We start from the raw sequence: 18,695 nt of genomic DNA, 5'->3' as shown, positions 1-18,695 counted from the left end.
GTGCCTTCCGGAGTGGGGGTGGGTCGGTACACCTCAGTGCCCGCCGGAGCCGCAAAGGTTGCCGTCGCGGCGCACCGGATCGGCGGCCGGGGCCGCACGGGCCCGATTCACCCGTCTGCCGCAGCGCGGTGGCGGGCCGCCCGGGGTATGCGCAGGCTGTCCGCAGAGCTGCCGATTCGCAGGGGTGGCGGAGCCAGATGGGGGTGCGACGTGCCGGACGCCGGTGCACCGGTCCCAGGGACGCCCCAGGCCGACAGGATGGCGAGCGCGCTCCTGGACACACTGTTCAGCCAGTCCGCGGTAGGACTCCACGTCCTGGACACGGAGTTGCGGGTGGAACGGGTCAACGCCCTGTCCGATGCCGTCGCGTCCGAGCAGATCATGGGGCTCCACTTCACCGAGGCGTACCGGCTCCAGGACCCCGAGGAGTCGGAGGACCTGCTGCGCGGCGTGCTGGAGAGCGGTGTGCCCGTCGTGAACCACATGATCCGGGGGCAGCTCATGGGGGCGCCCGGGCCCGACCGCAGCCTGATGGTCACCATCCACCGCCTCGACGACCCCTCCGGCCGGCCGCTCGGACTGCTGGCGGCCGTCGTCGACGTCAACGAGGGCGAGAAGTCACGCGGCCGGGTGGACGCCCTGGCCGCGATCCGCAGGAACGTGGGGCACTCCCTCGACATGGAGGCGATCTGCCAGGGATTCGTGGGGGCGCTGGTGCCGCAGTTCGCGGACATCGCCGTGATCGAGGTGGTGGACGAGGTGCTGCGCGGTTCGGGCGCACCGCTCAGCCCGGTGCCGCCCGAGGTCTGCCTGCACCGCGCGGCCCAGCTCGGGGCGGACGGGGGCACGCCGGTGGGCGTGACACGGCATCTGCCCGAGGGCACGCCGTACGCACTCGCCGCCAATGACCTGCGGCCCCGGCTCGGGCGGCTCGGCCCGGACACTCCGTGGCTGGAATCGGATCCGGCCACCGCGCACCTGGTCGCGGCGACCGGCGCCCACTCCCTGATCGTGGCACCGCTGAAACTGCACGGGGCCTTCTTCGGCCTGGCGAGCCTGTACCGCTGCCCGGGCTCCGAGCCCTTCGACGAGAGGGACCTCACTCTCGCGCTGACGGCCGCCGCCCACACCGCGCTGAGCATCGAGGCCTCGCGGCGCTACGCGTACGACCATGTGATCGCCTCGACCGTCCAGCGCAGGCTCCTGCCCCAGCACGACGGCGCCAGGATCGCCGTGGAGACCGCTCATGTGCTGCTTCCGGGACGCAACAGCGGCTGCTGGTTCGACACCATCGGGCTGTCCGGTGCCCGGACCGCGCTGATCATCGGCAACGTCGCCGGGCACGGGCTCCAGACCGCCATCACCATGGGGCAACTGCGTACGGCCCTCCACGCCCTGGCCGGTCTCGACCTGGACCCCGACGAGGTACTGGCCCGCCTCAACGACACGGCCGACCGCCTCGCCCGGGAGCGCCGGTCACTGCCGCCGGGCGACTCGCTGCACCGCCAGCCGCTGACGGCGACCTGCCTGTACGCGGTCTACGACCCCTTCGCCCGGACCTGCACGGTGGCGCGGGCGGGCCATCCCGCGCCGGTCGCCGTCGATCCCGGCGGCCGCCCGATCGACCTCGACGTGCCCGAGGGGCCGCCGTTGTTCTCCGAGGACAGCGCCCCGTTCGCCACGGCGACGATCGAGCTCGCCGAGGGCAGTGTGCTGGCCTTCCTCACCGGTTCGCTGCTGTCCGACGACCAGTCCGTGGCCAGGGTGCGGGACGCGCTCGCCCATCCGCGGCGGCGGCTGCGGGAGCTGTGCGACGCCATCGTCTACAACCTCCCCGCCGGCACGCACCCGGACGGTGCCGCGCTCCTGCTCGCCAGGACGGGCGTGGTCCCGCCCGACCGGGTCGCGACCTGGGAGCTGGCCCACGACCGGACGACGCCCGCCATCGCCCGCACCCTGGTCCGCGACCGGCTCGAGGGCTGGGACCTCGACGAGGCGACGATCGAGGCGACCGAGCTGATCGTGAGCGAGCTGATCACCAACGCGGTCCGCTACGGAACCCCGCCGCTGCACCTGCGGCTGCTGCTGGACCGCACCCTCACCTGCGAGGTCCACGACACCAGCCCGGTGGCACCGCATCTGCGCCACGCCCGCACCGTCGACGAGGGCGGCCGCGGCCTGTTCATCGTCTCGCAGCTCGCCACGCACTGGGGCACCCGGTACAGCACCGACGGGAAGGCCCTGTGGACCGAGCAGGAGGTCCCACAGCACTCGACGAGGAGCGGGTGAAGGCGGCCGACGCCTCCTGAGGACGCGGACATGGGTGCGGCGCACCACGGGGGTCGGTCCGTGGTGCGCCGCGGTCAGGACGCCGGCAGCCGCCCCGGGTTCAGTGGACGGCTGCCGACGGGTCAGCGACGGCCGCCGTGGCGGTGGCCCCACGACTTGGAGTCGACCTTGTGGCCGTGCGCGTCCCGCAGGGTCGCCGTGTCCTGGCTGTCCCAGACGTAGCGGCGCAGGTCCTGGTACACGTCGGTGCGGGTGTCGCGGCCGACGCCGGTGTGCACGCGCACCGAGGAGCGGCCGGGCAGCCGCAGGTCGAACCGGTAGGTGCGGTGGCTCTCGTCGCGGAGGGTCCAGCCGCGCAGGTTGACCGCGTGCCGGCTCGTGTTGGTGACGGTGACCCACTCACCGTTCAGGCTGCGGTTCGAACCGTTGTCGCGGCCGGGGCTGTTGTACTGGATCTTGCCGAGAACGACGGCCGAGTGCTGGGCGTTGCCGCGGCCGTGGCCGTGGCCGTGGTCGTTACCGCGGCCGTCTGCGACGGCCGGGAGGGCGGCGGCGACGACCAGTGCGCCGGAGGCGAGAACGGCAGCGGTGATCCGTCGTGCGGAACGGGACATGAAGACCCCTCAAGTACAGGCCCGGGCCTTGCGGTCCGGGCGTTTTTCGACCCCGGCGTGGTGCCGGGAAGGCACACTTTGACCCGGTTGCCCGGTGTCTGGAAACAGCCCCGGAGCCGTGTTACACGATGCAGACATTTCCGTCACACGCGGGTGTACGCGACATCCACCGGAACCTCCGGGTACCTGTCAATCCCTGCCCGCTGCATCCACCCGCGCGGCGCCGCGTTGACGGCCCCCTGCGCACCGCCGCATGCCCGTCGCGCTACCGCCGGGGCCCGGCCGAACAGGGCCCCGGCTGCGTAACAACAGCCACCCGGCCGAATCTGAACACGCGTTCCATTACCCCGGGACAGCAGAACGCGGGTTCTCTCGAACACCGGCCGAGAGCTGGGCACTCAGCCACGTGCGCCCGGCCGGCGCCTTCCGGACCAGCCGAGCAGGACCACCGAGCAGACGGCGGCGAACGCGCACCACGTGGAGATGAACTCCAGGCGCCACAGCGCGGCGCAGAGCGCGGCTCCGCCCGCGACCAGCACGCCGAGCCACACCAGCACACGGTCGCCGGACAGGAGCAACCCCCCGACGGTGGCCAGGAGGTAGCCCGCCACGACCAGTTCCGGACGCGGCAGGTCGAGGGCGTACCCGAGGGTGTGCCCACGGATCTGCGCCGTCACCGGCCGGGTCGCCAGGCTGTACGCGAGGGTGGCCGAGGTCGCCACCCCCGCCGCCAGCGGCAGCGCGAGCCGGCGCCGGGCCGTCGGCGGGGCCGCGCACAGCACACCCAGCGGCACCCACAGCGCCAGGACCGGCAGCGCGATGACCGCCCAGGCGACGATGGCCGGCCCGGTCCCGCCCTCCGCCCGCCAGACCACGGACTCGATGATCTGATGGGCCCCCAGGAGCAGCGGCAGCGCCGCGAGGGGAAGGTCGCGGGTCCGGCGGGTGCGGGCCACGCAGGCCGCACCGATCGCCGCGATCGCCGTACCCGCGACGAGGTCGGCGGTGGCACTCCAGCACATGGCGTCACCCAGGGGTTTCTCGTACGCGGCGGCCGGTCCACGCCGCGGCCGCTCCCCCCTGCACGCTACGGCCCGCCCGGCGGGAGCCGAATCATGACACTCCCACTTCTTGACCGGTCCATGCCGTTGACGTACCGTCACCGCTGTTCGCATACAAGAACTCGGTTCACCATACGGAACATCACGGGACGTCGTTCCGATGGTCGAGGGATTGCCTGCCACCGCACCAAAACCACTCATTGGTGCCTGCGGGGACACCGCAGGCGGTGAAAGGAACACCCCAGTGCGTACCAGAAATCAGCATGCCAGACGCAGAGGCGGCCGGGCAGCCGCCGCGTTCGTCGCGATAGCCTCGCTCGTTCTCGCGGGGCTCACCGCACTCTTCGCCACCGGTTCCGCGACGGCGGCCCCCGCAGCCGGCTCGTACAGCCTGTCGAACGCCGCGAGCGGGCTGTGTCTGGAGGTTCCCGGAGCGGGAACCTCCGACGGCGTCCAGCTCGGCCAGCGGTCGTGCAGCGGTGCCGCGAACCAGACGTGGCAACTCAAGACCTCCGGCAGCGGCTACACCCTGAGCGCCGCGCACAGCGCCAAATGCGCCGGGGTCCGTGGCGCGTCGACGAGCGCGGGCAAGGCCGTGGAACAGCAGACCTGCACCGGCGGCGCCGGCCAGGTGTGGACGCTCGCCCAGGTCAGCGGCAGCACGTACCGGGTCGTCAACGCCAACGGCGGCAAGTGCCTGAACGTGAAGGACAGTTCGACCGCGTCCGGCGCCCTCGTCCAGCAGAACTCCTGCGACTCGGTGACCAGCAAGCGCTGGACGTTCACCGCGGCCGGGTCGACTCCGACCGACCCGCCCACGGATCCGCCGACCGACCCGCCGACGGACCCCGGCTCCCCGCCCGCCTGGCCGACGGCGACCAGCAGCCAGGCCGTGTCCTCCACGATGAAGCTCTCCGGCACCTACGACGGAAACCTGAAGCGCTTCTACGGCAGCGGTGACCTGGGCAGTGACGGCCAGGACGAGGACCAGCCGGCCCTCATCGAGCTGGCGGACGGCGCCACGCTGCAAAACGTCATCCTCGGCTCGCCCGCCGCGGACGGCGTGCACTGCCTGGGCGCCTGCACACTGAAGAACGTGTGGTGGGAGGACGTGGGCGAGGACGCCGCCACCTTCCTCGGCGGCTCCTCCTCGCTGGTGCGCACGATCGACGGCGGCGGCGCGAAGCTGGCGGACGACAAGGTGTTCCAGCACAACGGCGGGGGCACCCTGATCATCAAGAACTTCCAGGTCAGGGACTTCGGCAAGCTCTACCGCTCGTGCGGCAACTGCTCGACCCAGTACGGCCGCCACGTCCAGGTGCAGAATGTCTGGATCACCGCGCCCGGCGACGGGCTCGTGGGGATCAACCCCAACTACGGCGACACGGCGCGCCTGAGCGGCGTGACGATCTACGACGACGGCGACCGCGACATCGACATCTGCACCAAGTACAAGGGTGTGACGAGCGGCGAGCCCAGCAAGACGGGCACCGGCCCGGACAGCACGAACTGTCTGTACGCCACCTCCGACATCACCTATGTCGACTGATCAGCGGTGACGTGCCGGACCCGCCCGTCCCGGACACCGGGGCGGGCGGGTCCTCGCCCCTGCCGCCCGCGGAGGCGGACCGGCCTCAGGCCGTCGCGTCCGACCAGGCGTACGGCGGTGGAACGGGCCCGTTTCCGGATCCCGCGCCGACCTGGCCCAGCTCGCGGTCGGCCACGCTCATCAGCTGACCCGCCACGTCCCGCATCGCGCGGCTCGCCGCCAGTTCGTCACCGATGGTGGGCACGTCCGGGTCCTGCGGGCTGCATCGGGCGACCCCGTGGCCGGTGAGTTTGGCCGTACCCGTGTCCAGCACCGCTTCCGCCTTGGTCATCCCGTCGTCCTCCGACAGATCGACGTGGACGGTCCACTCCATCGTGCGATTCATCGCGCACCTCCCGGTTCGCACCGGCAGGCAGGCGCCCGCCGCCGTACGGGTCCACCTCCAGCATCCACCCAACCGGCCCGGCACGCCCGTCCCCGCCCCCCGGGTCCGGCTCGGCCTGCGCGGAGCCCCGGACCGAAATAGGATGCAGGGGCCGGGCCCGCAGCAGCCGGGCCGCGGCCCTTGCCCGCCGGGCCACCGGCGCCGACCTCCCGGATCGGCCCGCCACGACGGATCCGTCGTGCGGACGGCCACCATCTGCCCTGCGGAGCGGCCCATGAACCGGCGTCGTCCTCCCCGTCCGGCCAGTGCCGAGGAACTGCTCACCACGCTCCAGCACCTGACCTCGCGGGCCCGCCGCGAGGTGGAGCTGCATCAGGCACGGGTCGAGCTGGCCGAGGCGTTGCAGCGGGGGATGCTCCCTTCCGCACTGCCGTCCCTGCCGGGTCTCCGGACCGCCGCCCGCTACACCCCCGCGCGCAGCGGCCTGGACATCGGCGGTGACTGGTACGACGGGTTCCGGCTGCCGGACGGTTCACTGGCCTTCGCCATAGGGGACGTACAGGGCCACGACGTCGAGGCGGCCGCCTTCATGGGCCAGATCCGGATCGCGATGCGCGCGGTCGCGGCCACGACCGCCGATCCGGGCGAGGTGGTGGGCCGGACCAACGACCTGCTGCTGTCGGTGGGCTCCGGGCTCCTGGCCACCTGCACCTTCGTCCGGCTCGATCCGCGGACCCGGGAGTTCCAGAGTGCCCGTGCCGGTCACGTCGGTGCGGTGTGGGCGACGGCCGACGGCCGGTCGGGCGTCACCGAGGACGAGGGCGGTCTGCCGCTCGGGATCCAGAGCGGTGAGGAGTACCCGGTCACCACCCGGCGGCTCACCGCCGACGGGGCCTTCGTCCTGCTCACGGACGGCGTGATCGAAGGACCGTCGTACCCCATCGACGAGGGGCTGGACGCCGTGGTGCGGCTGGTGCGCTCGCGCGTCGGTGACGACGCGGACGTACTGGCGGACGCGATCCTCGGGACGGCCGAGCGCACCGGGCACGAGGACGACGCCGCCGTACTCGTCCTGCGGCACGCGGCGTTTCCCGCCGCGGGATGAGGCCGGGGGACCGGCGCGTGTCACGCAGCGGCCACTCGTCACGGCCGGTGTCTCATGAGAACCGTGATCCACAGCGAGAAGAACCGACGCGGGGCCATGGCTTTACTGCGCGTCCTGGCCGTCGCCGGTGCCTACTACGCGGCCGCGGACGTGGGCCTCCTCCGGCAGGTGAACGTCCACGGGGCGGTCGTCACGCCGCTGTGGCCACCGACCGGGATCGCGCTGAGCGCCCTGCTGTACATGGGCCTGCGCGTATGGCCCGGGATCGCGCTCGGCTCCCTGCTCGTCATCGCCACGCTCACCGGATCGGTGACGTCGTCCACCGCCCTCGTCGTGGCGGGCAACACGATCGCTCCCGTCTGCTCCTTCCTCCTGCTGCGCAGCGCCGGCTTCCGGACCGAGCTGGACCGGCTGCGTGACGGAGTCATCCTGGTCTTCCTGGGCGCGCTGGCCGGCATGGTCATCAGCGCGACCACGGGCACGGCCGTGCTCCTGGTCGACGGCAAACTCCCGGCGAGCGGATTCTGGTCGGCCTGGGCGGCGTGGTGGGCCGGGGACGCGATGGGTGTGCTGGTGGTCACCCCGCTGCTGCTCGTACTGCGCAGACTGCGGATGCCGCAGCTGACCGACCGGTGGGTGGAGGGCGGGGCGCTGCTGGTCGTCGCGGTCCTGGGCACGCTGCTGGCCACCCGCAGCTCACTGTCGATGCTCTATCTGGTGTTCCCGATCCTCATCTGGGCGGCGCTGCGCTTCCAGCTCGCGGGCAGCGCGCCGTGCGCGCTGCTGATGTCCGTCCTGGCGATTCTCGCGGGGACGGACCGGGTGGGCCCGTTCGTCGGCCACTCCACGCTCGAGGTCATGGTCAACCTCACGATCCTGAACGGGGCCGTCGCGCTGACCGCCCTCCTGCTGGCCGCCCTCGTCGCCGAGCAGCAGAACGTCCGCCGCCGGATCGAGGGTGCCTGCGAGGAGCTGGCCGACCTGGTCGATCAGCTCGCGCCGGGCAGACCGACGGCCGCCTGGCCGTACCGGGTGAGGGACGAACGCGAAAGCCGCTGACCCTGTCGGAGGGGGCGGGGATCCGCCGCCGGGGGTCACCGCGGGAAGTGCGCGTCCAGGAAGTCGTTGCGGAAGGTGCCCGCCGGGTCGTAGCGGGCCGTCAGCTCCTCGAAGTCCTCGTACCGCTTGTACAGCGTGCGCAGGACGTCGGGGCCGGTACCGAAGACCTTTCCCCAGTGCGGACGGGCACCGAACGGCGCCAGCGCCTCCTCGATCTCCGCGAGCACCGGCGCGACCGCCGCGCCGTCGGGCACCCAGGTGAAGTGGAAGGCCACCGAGTCCCGGCCGGACGCGGGGCTCAGCCACAGGTCGTCGCCGGCCACGGTCCGGATCTCGGAGATCTGCAGGAGCGGGGCGATGCGTTCCCGGAGCCGGCCCACGGCCTCGTACGCGGCCGCGGCGTCCTCGCGAGCCACGAAGTACTCGGACTGCAGCTCGTCGCCGTTACTGGGGGTGAACTCCAGCCGGAAGTGCGGCAGCCGTTGGTGCCACGCCCCCGGTACGCCCTGCTGACGGGTGCAGTTCCCGGCCGGTACGCCGGGGATCGGGTGGCGCGGGCCGTCGGCGAGCCGTGCACCGAGCCATTCGGCAGGCGCCTGCTGCTGCCCCTCGTCCCCCACCCGCTGCTTGAGCCACACCTGACCGACCGGTCCCGGCCGCCAGTCGGTGAAGACGCTGACGCTGTACGCGGCCGACATGACCTCGTCGAACCCACCGGTCAGCACGGACTCGGGCAAGTCCTCGTAGACCCATTGCCGGACCTCGAAGGCGGGGACCAGGTCCAGGGTCAGCCGGGTCACCACACCGAGGGCGCCCATGGACACCACCGCGCCGGGGAAGTCCGGGTCGCCGCGCCGCAGCGTGGCCGTCCCGCCGTCCGCGGTCACCATGTCCAGGGCCCGGACGGCCCCCGCGAGGGAGCGGTTCCCTACGCCGGAGCCGTGAGTCCCGGTCGCGCAGGCACCCGCCACCGAGATGTGCGGCAGCGAGCCCAGATTGTGCAGGGCGAAGCCGTTCTCGTGCAGCTCACCGGCGAACTCGCCGAAGCGCAGCCCCGCGCTGACCGTGACCGCCCGCGCATCCCGGTCGATGTCGACCATCCGCGGCAGTCCGGCCACCGAGACGAGGTCCCCCGCGGTGTCGGCGACCGTGTTGAACGAGTGCCGGGTGCCCAGGGCCCGCACCTGGGCACAGGCGGCGACCGTCTCCCGCAGTTCGGCCTCGGTACGGGGTATGCACAACCGCCTCGCGCCGAACGTGATGTTGCCGGCCCAGTTCGTCTCCGCGGGAGTCACCGTGCGTTCCTCTTTCGCTCGTGCCGGGCGCTGTCCCCCGGCACCGTATTCTCCCAGACGGCGGCAGGGACCGCGGCGCAAGCAGGCCGTAACGATCAACCTGGCCCCCACGGGGCGTAGTTGGCAGACAGACGTACATATCCGCACACCATCCGATTGCAACACGCACCACATATCAACAGCCGCGCACAGAACCTGATATCCCGCACGGAACGGGACGAGTTCCGGGTCGATTCGGCCGTCTGAAGTTCACCGGAACTCCAGCGAAATGGCACGTGTGTGGATATCGTGCACCGAGCGAGGGCGCATCCGTCAGTCCACAGGATCGGCGGATGCGCCCCGTTTGTGGCGATGCAACTGTGACTGGGGGGTTCATGGGGCATGTCGAGCTACCCGAATCCGAAATATCAGGACCCGTGGGACTGGCGGGAGCGCCTCGTCCACGGACTGCTTCGAAGCGGCCCAGCAGCCAGGAATTCGACCGCCTGCGGCAGGGCCCGACCGTACAGCGCGACCGCTCCACCCGGCCGGGGCCGAAGAACCGACCCGGCCGGTACCTGCCACTCGTCATCGGCTCAGATCTCTTCGGCCTGGGTGTTCCCGCCTGGCTCGTCCTGCGCACCGACGGACAGCCCAGGGCCCTGGCCGGTGCGGCGGCGGCCGCGATGGTGTGGTCCGCCGTACGGGCCGCGCGCGGACGGTACGCCGTGCGGGGCACGGGCCGGCCGCCGGGCGCACTGACCGCCGCCGGCGACTGGCTGCTGCTCATCGGACTGATGGCGGTGCTCTGGACCATGTCCGCCGGCACCATCGATCCGGCGACGGCCGTCGTGGCGCTGATCCCGGGCCTGCTGGCGACCGCGGCGGCGTCGGGGGCACAGCGGCTGCCGTGGTCCGGGCGGCGCCGGACCGTCCGCCGCGTCCTGGTGGTCGGCGAGGCCGCGGCGGTGGACCGGGCGGTGCGGCTGCTCGCTTCCCGGAAGGACCACAGCTACCTCGTGGTGGCCGTCGTGCCCGTGGGCACGGCGCCCCTGACCTGCGAGGCACCGGTTCCGGGGCGGCTCGCGCCGCAGCCCGCCGACGACGACGCCTCGACGGTACTGGGGGCCGCCTTCGCCCACGAGGCGGACCTGGCGCTGGTGGTGCCCGGGCCGCAGCTCGCCGAGGAGCGGTTACGCCGGCTCTCCTGGGGCCTGCACGACGGCGGGCTCGACCTGTCCGTGCTGTCGCACCTCTCGGAGATCGCCGAGAGCCGGGTCCGCCCCACGTCGGCGGCCGGGCTGACCCTGCTGCACATCGTGCCGCCACTGCGGCGCGGCCCGCAGCAGGCCCTCAAGGCCGCGGTGGACCGCACCGGCGCCACGCTCGGTCTGATCGTGCTGGCACCCCTGCTGCTGACGGTCGCGACCGCGGTCCGGCTCAGCTCGGCCGGGCCGGTCTTCCACCGGCAGATCCGCCAGGGACAGCACAACCGGCCGTTCACCATGTGGAAGTTCCGCACGATGGTGGTGGACGCCGAGCAGCGCAAGGCACAGCTGGTGACGGCGAACGAGAACGACGGTCCCATGTTCAAGATGCGCCGGGACCCGCGGGTGACCCGCATCGGCAGGCTGCTGCGCCGCTCGTCCCTCGACGAGCTGCCCCAGCTCTTCAACGTGCTACGAGGTGACATGTCCCTGGTCGGCCCGCGGCCGCCGTTGCCGGACGAGGTGTCCCGCTACGACGAACGTGAGCTGAGGCGGCTCGCTGTCAGGCCGGGGCTGACCGGCCTCTGGCAGGTCAGCGGGCGGTCCGACCTGTCCTGGCAGGAGACCGTGTCGCTGGACCTGTGGTACGTCGACAACTGGTCGGTTGCCACGGACGTGGGACTCATGGCCCGTACGCTGCGCGCCGTCACCGACGGCCGCGGGGCGTACTGAGAGCGGGCGGTCCGAATGAGGGGAAAGAAAGCGGTCCGGGAGGCGGGTCGCGCGGTCGCGGCCCGCCTCCCGGACCGGGGCGCCGGCCCCGGAGGCCGGTCAGACCTGAGCGCCCTGCCGGTCGAGCCACCAGGCGTAGGTCCGCGCGATTCCGTCACGCAGCGCGATCTGCGGCTCGAAACCGAGGGAGGACAGCCTGGACACGTCCAGGAGCTTGCGCGGTGTGCCGTCCGGCTTGGCCGTGTCCCACTCGACCCGCCCCTGATACGACGTCACCTCGGCCACGGTCTCGGCGAGTTCGGCGATGGCCAGGTCTTCGCCGGTACCCACGTTGACGGGCGCCTCACCGTCGTACCGCTCCAGCAGCAGTACGCAGGCGGCGGCGAGGTCGTCGACGTGCAGGAACTCCCGGCGGGGGCGGCCGGAGCCCCAGAGCGTGACGGCCGGGGCCGCGCTCTGCCGCGCCTCGTGGAAGCGGCGGATCAGTGCCGGCAGGACGTGCGAGGTCTCCAGGTCGAAGTTGTCGCCCGGCCCGTAGAGGTTGGTGGGCATGGCGCTGATGTACGAAGCGCCGTACTGGCGGCGGTAGGACTGGATCTGCACGATCCCGGCGATCTTCGCGAGGGCGTAGGCCTCGTTGGTCGGCTCCAGCGGGCCGGTGAGCAGCGCGGTCTCGGGTATGGGCTGCGGGGCCAGCTTGGGGTAGATGCAGGACGAGCCGAGGAAGAGCAGCCGCTCGGTCCCGGCGGCGTGCGCGCCCGCGATCACGCTCAGCTGGATGCGCAGGTTGTCCTCGATGAACTGCACGGGATACGTGCTGTTGGCCATGATCCCGCCCACCTTGGCGGCGGCCAGCACCACGGCGTCGGGACGGGCCCCGCGCAGAAAGGCGCCGGTCCGCCCGGCGTCACGCAGATCGAGGCGGTCACGCCCGCGGGTGATCACTTCATGGCCGTCGGCGGTCAGCCTGCGCACCAGCGCGGAGCCCACCAGACCGCGGTGGCCGGCAACGAACACCCGGGCGCCGGGGCGTAGCAGGGATGGGACGGATTCCTGGGGAGGGCCGGGGAGATCGGTCGTCATGGCTCGGATTGTGCCAGCAGCTCCACGACACGGTGACGCTTTGCCGCAGATCGCTCAAACGCTGAAATTTCGGTTGACCGACCGCCTTTCAGGCGACCACAGAAAGGGGAGACGTGGCGAAGACCGCGCTCATCACCGGCGTGACCGGACAGGACGGTTCGTACCTGTCCGAGCTGCTGCTCCAGAAGGGATACACGGTCCACGGCCTCATCCGCCGCTCGTCGAGTTTCAACACCGAGCGGATCGACCACATCTACCAGGGTCCGGAGGAGAAGGACCGTTCGTTCGTGCTGCACCACGCCGATCTCGCCGACGGGGTCGCGCTGGTGAACCTGCTGCGCGACATCCGGCCCGACGAGGTCTACAACCTCGGCGCGCAGTCGCACGTGCGGGTCTCCTTCGACGCCCCGCTGTACACGGGTGACATCACCGGTCTGGGCACGGTCAGGCTGCTGGAGGCCGTACGCGCCAGCGGCATCGACACCCGCGTCTACCAGGCGTCCTCGTCGGAGATGTTCGGCGCCAGCCCGCCGCCGCAGAACGAGCAGACCCCCTTCCACCCGCGCAGCCCGTACAGCGTCGCCAAGGTCTACTCGTACTGGGCGACGGTCAACTACCGCGAGGCGTACGGGATGTTCGCGGTCAACGGCATCCTGTTCAACCACGAGTCGCCGCGGCGCGGGGAGACCTTCGTGACCCGGAAGATCACTCGCGGGGTCGCCCGGATCAAGGCGGGTCTGCAGACGCACCTGCACCTGGGGAACCTGGACGCGGTGCGCGACTGGGGGTACGCCCCCGAGTACGTGGACGCCATGTGGCGGATGCTCCAGTGCGACACCCCGGACGACTACGTGGTGGCGACCGGTGAGGGGGTCAGCGTCCGGCAGTTCCTGGAGTACGCCTTCGAGCACGCCGGTCTCGACTGGCACGAGCACGTCCGCTACGACGCGAAGTACGAGCGTCCCAGCGAGGTCGACGCGCTGATCGGGGACGCGTCCAAGGCCGCGGAACTGCTGGGCTGGAAGCCCGCCGTGAAGTCGCGGGAGCTGGCCCGGATCATGGTCGACGCCGATGTCCGGCTGCTGACCGACCAGCTCACCGGAGCTGCCGTGCGGGTCGACCGGTAGCCGGCGGTCACCCGCGACACCCGCCCGTCGCCCGCCGCGACGGTGCCGGGGACGATCTCCGGCGCGACAGCCGTCTCCCCCGACTACTCGGTGGAGCCGGACGCGCCGGTACCGGGCGGGGCCCTGGGCTCCGCCTACTCACTCGCTCCGACCAGCAGCGGAACGGACGCCTCCGCATCTGGTCCGGCGACGTCGCAAACCGCGGCCTGCCGGCCGCAGCTCGTTCTCACCTTCGGAGCTGAATGATGAACGCAAGTACGGGGCGCAGACCCCGCGCACGCGGCCGCACGCGTGCCGCGGCCGCCGCGCTGTGTCTGCTCGCCGGGGCCCTGAGCGCCGCCGCTGCCGGGAGCTCCCCGGCAGCGGCCCTCACCGCGCCGGTGTCGCTCACCGCCGACGACCTGTCGACCTGGCAGACCAACGGCATCGTCTGGTCGATGGCCGCCTCCGCCGACGGGGTCGTCTACGCGGGCGGCACCTTCTCCACAGTCCGGCCGCCGGACGCGGCAGCCGGGACATCGGAACAGCCCGCGGTGAACTTCGCCGCGTTCGACGCCGCGACGGGTGCGCCGACGGGCTGCAGCCTGTCGTTCACCCTCTCCTCCGGAACCGCGACCGTGCGCTCCCTCGTACTGTCCCCGGACGGTGACACCCTTTACGCAGGGGGCCAGTTCGGCGCGGTCAACGGGGTCGGGGTCAGTAACATCGCGGCCGTCGACACGGCCACGTGCACCCCGCGCCAGAACTTCAAGGTCGCCGTCTCGGCGACCGTGCGGGCGCTGGCCGTCACCGACGACACGGTGTATCTCGGAGGCGACTTCAACAGCGTCGCGGGGCAGACGCGGAACAAGTTCGCCGCCGTGACCACCGGCGCCCAGCTCAAGCCGTTCACCGCGAACACGGACGAGGTCGGCCGGGCCGTGGAGGTCACCCCCGACGGCTCGCACGTGGTGATCGGCGGCGACTTCTTCACCGTCAACGGGACGAACTCGCACGCGCTGGCCGTGGTGGACGCCACCACGGGCGCCCTGGACAAGAGCTATCCGGGATTCATTCCGAACACCTCGACGGTCCAGGACCTGACCTCGGACGCCACCCAGTTCTACACCGCGAACGAAGGCACCGGTGGTGGCGTCTTCGACGGCCGGATCGCGCTCGACCTGACCACCTTCTCCCAGGTCTGGCGCGACACCTGCCTGGGTGCGACGCAGGCCCTGCTGGTGCATGACGGGGTGCTGTACAGCGGCAGCCACGCCCATGACTGCTCGTCCATGGGCGAGTTCCCCGACCAGCCGCGCAAGCACCTGCTGGCCCAGGCGGTGGACGACCCGAAGCTGCTGCCGTGGTTCCCGGACACCAATGACGGCATCGGGGAGCCGGTCGGCCCGCGGGTGATGGCGCAGACGGACAAGGGCGGTCACCACTACCTGTGGGTGGGCGGCGAGTTCACCACCGTCAACGGCTCGGCGCAGCAGGGCCTGACCCGGTTCGCCGACGGCCCCGACACGGGGGCGCCCTGGGTGCCCAACGCCAGTGTCTCCACGGTACGGCCGGGCGAGGTGGACGTGAACTGGCAGACCAGTTTCGACACCGACGACGGGGAGCTGACCTACCGGATCTACAAGGACGGTGCGAGCACTCCCGTGCACACGGTCGCGGCGACCTCGCTGTTCTGGAACCGGCCGCAGCTGACGTGGACGGACCGGGACGTGGCACCCGGTGAGACGCACACGTACCGGATCAGCGCGAGTGACGGCACCAACACCAGCGCCAAGTCACCTGCGGCGACCGCGGCCGTGGCGTCCGCTCCGGAGGCCTACCCGGCCAGAGTGATCGCCGACGGCGCCTCGCTGTACTGGCGCTACGACGAGGGCACGTCGACGTTCGCCGCCGATGCCTCGGGAGGGCTGAACAACGGCTTCCTGCGCAACGCCCCCTCGTACCGGCAGACTCCGGCCGCGATCGCCGGTCCTTCGACCGCGATCGGGTTCAACGGCACGGACGAGTACGTGTACAGCAATCGGCCGCACGCCCAGCCGGCCACGTTCACCACGGAAACCTGGATCAAGACCACGACCACCAGGGGAGGGAAGATCATCGGGTTCGGCAACATGACCATGGAGAACAGCGCCCAGCACGACAAACAGGTCTACATGCGCAATGACGGTCGCCTGATGTTCGGGGTGTACAGCGGTGGCTACCGGACGGTGACCACCCCGGCCGCCTACAACGACGGGGCCTGGCACCACGTGGTGGCCACCCAGGGCTCAGGAGGCATGGCACTGTACGTCGACGGGCAGTTGCGTGCGTCCAATCCGCTGTACACCGGCAACCGGAGCTACCAGGGCTACTGGCGGGTCGGCGGGGACAACATGGCCGGCTGGCCGAACCGTCCGACGAGCAACTTCTTCGCCGGGCAGATCGACGAGACGGCGGTCTACCCGACCGCGCTGAGCGGCACGAAGATCTCCGCCCACTACGCGCTGAGGACGGGTGGATGAGGTATCCGTTCCTGGCCGGCGCCGCCGCCGTCGTGATGGCGGCGGCGCTGGCCGCCTGCGGCTCGTCCTCGGGCGGGGGCGAGGAGAAGGCGGCCGGCGCGGGTCCGGCGGCCACCTCGGGCCCGGTCGCCGGACCCGGACCCGCCGCCGCCGCCGACTCCACCGGTCCGCAGGCCTCCCCGTCCAGCGAGCCGCCGAAGATTCCGGCCGGCGAACTCAGCCCGGCAACGGGCTCGTTCACGAAGAAGCAGAAGGAGTACCTCGTCGACCGGGTTCCCAGGGGCATGGACCCCGCAGCCGTGCTCCAGACCGGGCAGGAGACCTGCGACCGGCTGACGTACCTGGTCAAGGTGGACCGGGACACGGCCGTGGGCGCGATCATCACGGGGGAGATCGCCCACGCGGAACCCGCCGTCGAGCACCTGTGCACACAGCACGAGGCGCTGGTCGACCGTGCCTCGGGTGGGTACGCCGACGGCACGTACACGGGCAAGCAGGTGCGTCCGGGCCGCTACCGCGATGTCGCCCCCACCAAGACGTGCGGCTGGCAGATCACCGGGCCGGACGGCAAAGACCTGGCCCAGGGCTCGTCCGACGACGGGAAACGGACCGTCATCACGATCCCGGAGGCGGCCCGCGCCTTCACCTCCACAGGCTGCTACGCCTGGCTGCCCGAAGGAGACAACGGATGAGCAGACTGCCGATAGCCGTGGCGATCCCCACGAAGAACGAGGGGCTCAACATCGCCGAGGCGGTGAACTCGGTCCTCGGCCATTTCGAGGCGGTCGTCGTCGTCGACTCGCACAGCACCGACGACACGGCGAAGATCGCCGCCGAGTGCGGGGCCGAGGTCGTCATGTACACCTGGGACGGGGGGCACCCCCGGAAGAAGCAGTGGTGCCTGGACCACGTCCGCACGGACCTGGACTGGATCCTGCTGCTCGACGGCGACGAACGGCTGAGCCCCGGCCTGCTGGCCGAGCTGCGCCAGGTCTTCGCCGATCCGGACGCGCCCAGGCCGGCGGCGTACGACATCCCGCTGGGCTACTGGTTCTCGGGCAAGCGGCTGCGGCACGGCTACACCATCCGCAAGCGCTCGCTGACCGACCGCACGCGCAGCCACTACCCGGAGGTGGGGGATCTCGCCGCGCCCGGCATCGGCGAGGTGGAGGGGCACTACCAGCCGGTCGCGGAGAGTGCGGGATCGCTCCGCAATCCGATCGAGCACCAGGACCTCGACCCGGTGACGGCCTGGTTCGAACGGCACAACCGGTACTCGGACTGGGAGGCGTGGCTGGAGCACCACCCCGACGTCAAGGAGCAGGTGCGCCGGGTCAAGTCCCGGCAGGGGCAGCTCTTCCACAAGGCACCGTTCAAACCGCTGGTGTCCTTCGCGTACATGTACGTGTACCGGCGGGGCTTCCTGGACGGGCGGGCGGGACTCGACTTCGCCCTCGCGATGAGCTTCTACCGATGGCAGATCGCGCTCAAGTCGCGGGAGGGCCCGGCTGTTTGACTCACGCGCGCTTCCGGCGGACCACGTCCTCGTAGGTCCGCCGGAGCGTCCCCGTCACGACGTCGATGGTGAAGTGCCCGTTGACCAGCTCCCAGGCGGCCCTCCCCGCCTCCGCGTTGGCCTCGGGCTCCAGCAGTTCCAGGACCGCCTGCGCGACCTTGCCCGCGTTGTCCTCGTCCTCACCCGCCCGGCTGTCGATCACCCGGCCGGCTCCGGCCCGCGCGACGTCGGGGCCGAGGCCGCAGGTGCGGGTGATGACCACGGGGGTTCCGACGGACATCGCTTCCAGGACCGAGACGCCCAGTGGTTCCTCGATCGACGGCAGGACGTACACATCGGCCCGCCGTCCGGCGGCCAGCACCTCTTCGTGGTCCAGCGGTCCGACGTGGTCGAGTGAGTCCAGCACGCCCAGGCCGCGGGCCAGGCGCAGCGTGGCGGCGAGTGCGCCGGTGTCGGGCCCGGCAAGGACGAACCGTGCGTCCGGATGCTTCGCCAGGACCGCGGGCATCGCGGCGACGAAGTCCTCGGGTCGCTTGCGCTCCTGGATCCGGGCGAGGAAGAGCACGGTCGGAGCACGGGCGGGGCCACGGGCGGGCTTGAACTCCTGCGGGCACACGCCGTTGACCAGGCGTACGGTCCGGGTGAGGGCGACGGGGGCCGCTACGGCGTTCACATCGATCCGTTCGGCCTCCGTCAGGTGGAGCACCGCGTCCGCGCCGCGCAGGACCTTCCGTACGCCCAGGAGGTCGGTCAGCTGGGCCACCCGTTTCTCCGTGGGGTCCACCATGCCGTGCGTCTGGACGACGAGCGGGGTGCGGGTGGCCAGCGCGAGCAGGGCGGCCGGCAGCGTCACCAGGTCGCGCATCAGGTGAACGTGGACGAGGTCGGCGCCGCGCATCATGCGGCGAGCTGTGCGCAGGAGGGATCCGGAGGTGATGCCGCTCACCTCGAACATCGGCAGCAGGTGGCGGGCCCGGAAGAGGTGGACGGGCACGCCCTCCACCTCGCCGGGCAGCGGGCCGTCGAAGCCGTCGCCCAGGGCCATGATCCGCGCGTCGTCACCCCCGGCGCGCTGGACCTTCGAAAGGTTCAGCGCCACGCGGGTCGGACCGCCGAAGGCGTGGTCCGGGGTGTGCAGAGTGACGATGTGCAGGATCTTCACCAGGGTTCCCCTCAACCTCGGCCGACTGCT

General features: G+C 71.5%; 15 protein-coding genes. 9 read left to right on the top strand and 6 right to left on the bottom strand.

Annotation, left to right across the window (positions count from 1 at the left end):
* The first annotated feature begins 258 nt into the window (after positions 1 to 258).
* Positions 259 to 2,289, top strand: coding sequence for a SpoIIE family protein phosphatase (locus tag ACFYPA_RS18595; RefSeq protein ID WP_359316691.1), 2,031 nt, complete (start codon positions 259 to 261; stop codon positions 2,287 to 2,289).
* Between the two features lie 122 nt (positions 2,290 to 2,411).
* On the opposite strand, the gene ACFYPA_RS18590 is transcribed toward ACFYPA_RS18595, so the two are convergent.
* Positions 2,412 to 2,903 carry a lamin tail domain-containing protein gene (locus ACFYPA_RS18590; protein ID WP_359316688.1) on the bottom strand — a complete coding sequence of 164 codons (492 nt, stop codon included), beginning with the start codon at positions 2,901 to 2,903 and terminating at the stop codon, positions 2,412 to 2,414.
* A 398-nt stretch (positions 2,904 to 3,301) separates the two neighbouring features.
* A complete protein-coding gene (locus tag ACFYPA_RS18585; protein ID WP_359079296.1) occupies positions 3,302 to 3,925 on the bottom strand; it encodes a DUF6629 family protein in 624 nt (207 codons plus the stop codon).
* A 283-nt stretch (positions 3,926 to 4,208) separates the two neighbouring features.
* Here ACFYPA_RS18585 and ACFYPA_RS18580 point away from each other — a divergent pair, with 283 nt between their 5' ends.
* Positions 4,209 to 5,513, top strand: a complete 1,305-nt coding sequence (locus ACFYPA_RS18580) for a pectate lyase (RefSeq protein WP_359079294.1) — start codon at positions 4,209 to 4,211, stop codon at positions 5,511 to 5,513.
* A gap of 85 nt (positions 5,514 to 5,598) precedes the next feature.
* Here ACFYPA_RS18580 and ACFYPA_RS18575 read toward each other — a convergent pair whose 3' ends face one another.
* The gene (locus tag ACFYPA_RS18575) at positions 5,599 to 5,898 is read right to left on the bottom strand and encodes a DUF1876 domain-containing protein (protein ID WP_359079292.1); all 300 of its coding nucleotides are present in this window, start codon (positions 5,896 to 5,898) and stop codon (positions 5,599 to 5,601) included.
* A 274-nt stretch (positions 5,899 to 6,172) separates the two neighbouring features.
* Between ACFYPA_RS18575 and ACFYPA_RS18570 the strand changes: the two genes are divergently transcribed.
* Both ACFYPA_RS18570 and ACFYPA_RS18565 read left to right on the top strand, forming a co-directional pair.
* Positions 6,173 to 7,003, top strand: a complete 831-nt coding sequence (locus ACFYPA_RS18570) for a PP2C family protein-serine/threonine phosphatase (protein WP_359079290.1) — start codon at positions 6,173 to 6,175, stop codon at positions 7,001 to 7,003.
* Between the two features lie 63 nt (positions 7,004 to 7,066).
* Entirely contained in the window at positions 7,067 to 8,062 is a 996-nt protein-coding gene (locus ACFYPA_RS18565) for an MASE1 domain-containing protein (RefSeq protein ID WP_359079824.1), read from the top strand.
* Between the two features lie 35 nt (positions 8,063 to 8,097).
* On the opposite strand, the gene ACFYPA_RS18560 is transcribed toward ACFYPA_RS18565, so the two are convergent.
* On the bottom strand, positions 8,098 to 9,357 hold the full coding sequence (locus ACFYPA_RS18560) for an FAD-binding protein (RefSeq protein ID WP_359079288.1): 1,260 nt from the start codon (positions 9,355 to 9,357) through the stop codon (positions 8,098 to 8,100).
* Between the two features lie 416 nt (positions 9,358 to 9,773).
* On the opposite strand from ACFYPA_RS18560, the gene ACFYPA_RS18555 reads away from it, so the two are divergent.
* Positions 9,774 to 11,276, top strand: a complete 1,503-nt coding sequence (locus tag ACFYPA_RS18555) for a sugar transferase (RefSeq protein WP_359079287.1) — start codon at positions 9,774 to 9,776, stop codon at positions 11,274 to 11,276.
* 99 nt (positions 11,277 to 11,375) lie between these two features.
* Here ACFYPA_RS18555 and ACFYPA_RS18550 read toward each other — a convergent pair whose 3' ends face one another.
* Complete coding sequence (locus ACFYPA_RS18550) at positions 11,376 to 12,359, bottom strand: GDP-L-fucose synthase (RefSeq protein ID WP_359079285.1); 984 nt, start codon at positions 12,357 to 12,359, stop codon at positions 11,376 to 11,378.
* Between the two features lie 113 nt (positions 12,360 to 12,472).
* Between ACFYPA_RS18550 and gmd the strand changes: the two genes are divergently transcribed.
* The 4 genes from gmd (at position 12,473) to ACFYPA_RS18530 (ending at position 17,503) form a co-directional block, all read left to right on the top strand.
* Positions 12,473 to 13,486 carry a GDP-mannose 4,6-dehydratase gene (gmd, locus tag ACFYPA_RS18545; RefSeq protein WP_359079283.1) on the top strand — a complete coding sequence of 338 codons (1,014 nt, stop codon included), beginning with the start codon at positions 12,473 to 12,475 and terminating at the stop codon, positions 13,484 to 13,486.
* 242 nt (positions 13,487 to 13,728) lie between these two features.
* Entirely contained in the window at positions 13,729 to 15,987 is a 2,259-nt protein-coding gene (locus ACFYPA_RS18540) for a LamG domain-containing protein (RefSeq protein ID WP_359079281.1), read from the top strand.
* Positions 15,984 to 16,679 carry a hypothetical protein gene (locus ACFYPA_RS18535; RefSeq protein WP_359079280.1) on the top strand — a complete coding sequence of 232 codons (696 nt, stop codon included), beginning with the start codon at positions 15,984 to 15,986 and terminating at the stop codon, positions 16,677 to 16,679. Before ACFYPA_RS18540 ends, ACFYPA_RS18535 begins: the two co-directional genes overlap by 4 nt.
* Positions 16,676 to 17,503 carry a glycosyltransferase family 2 protein gene (locus ACFYPA_RS18530; RefSeq protein ID WP_359079277.1) on the top strand — a complete coding sequence of 276 codons (828 nt, stop codon included), beginning with the start codon at positions 16,676 to 16,678 and terminating at the stop codon, positions 17,501 to 17,503. Before ACFYPA_RS18535 ends, ACFYPA_RS18530 begins: the two co-directional genes overlap by 4 nt.
* A gap of 1 nt (position 17,504) precedes the next feature.
* On the opposite strand, the gene ACFYPA_RS18525 is transcribed toward ACFYPA_RS18530, so the two are convergent.
* On the bottom strand, positions 17,505 to 18,665 hold the full coding sequence (locus ACFYPA_RS18525) for a glycosyltransferase (protein WP_359079275.1): 1,161 nt from the start codon (positions 18,663 to 18,665) through the stop codon (positions 17,505 to 17,507).
* Between the last annotated feature and the right edge of the window lie 30 nt (positions 18,666 to 18,695).

The organism is Streptomyces sp. NPDC005775 (genome assembly GCF_042871565.1).
In the GTDB taxonomy this organism is placed as follows: domain Bacteria; phylum Actinomycetota; class Actinomycetes; order Streptomycetales; family Streptomycetaceae; genus Streptomyces.
Note: the sequence above shows the minus strand (reverse complement) of the source record. Positions and strands in the feature narration are given on the sequence as shown.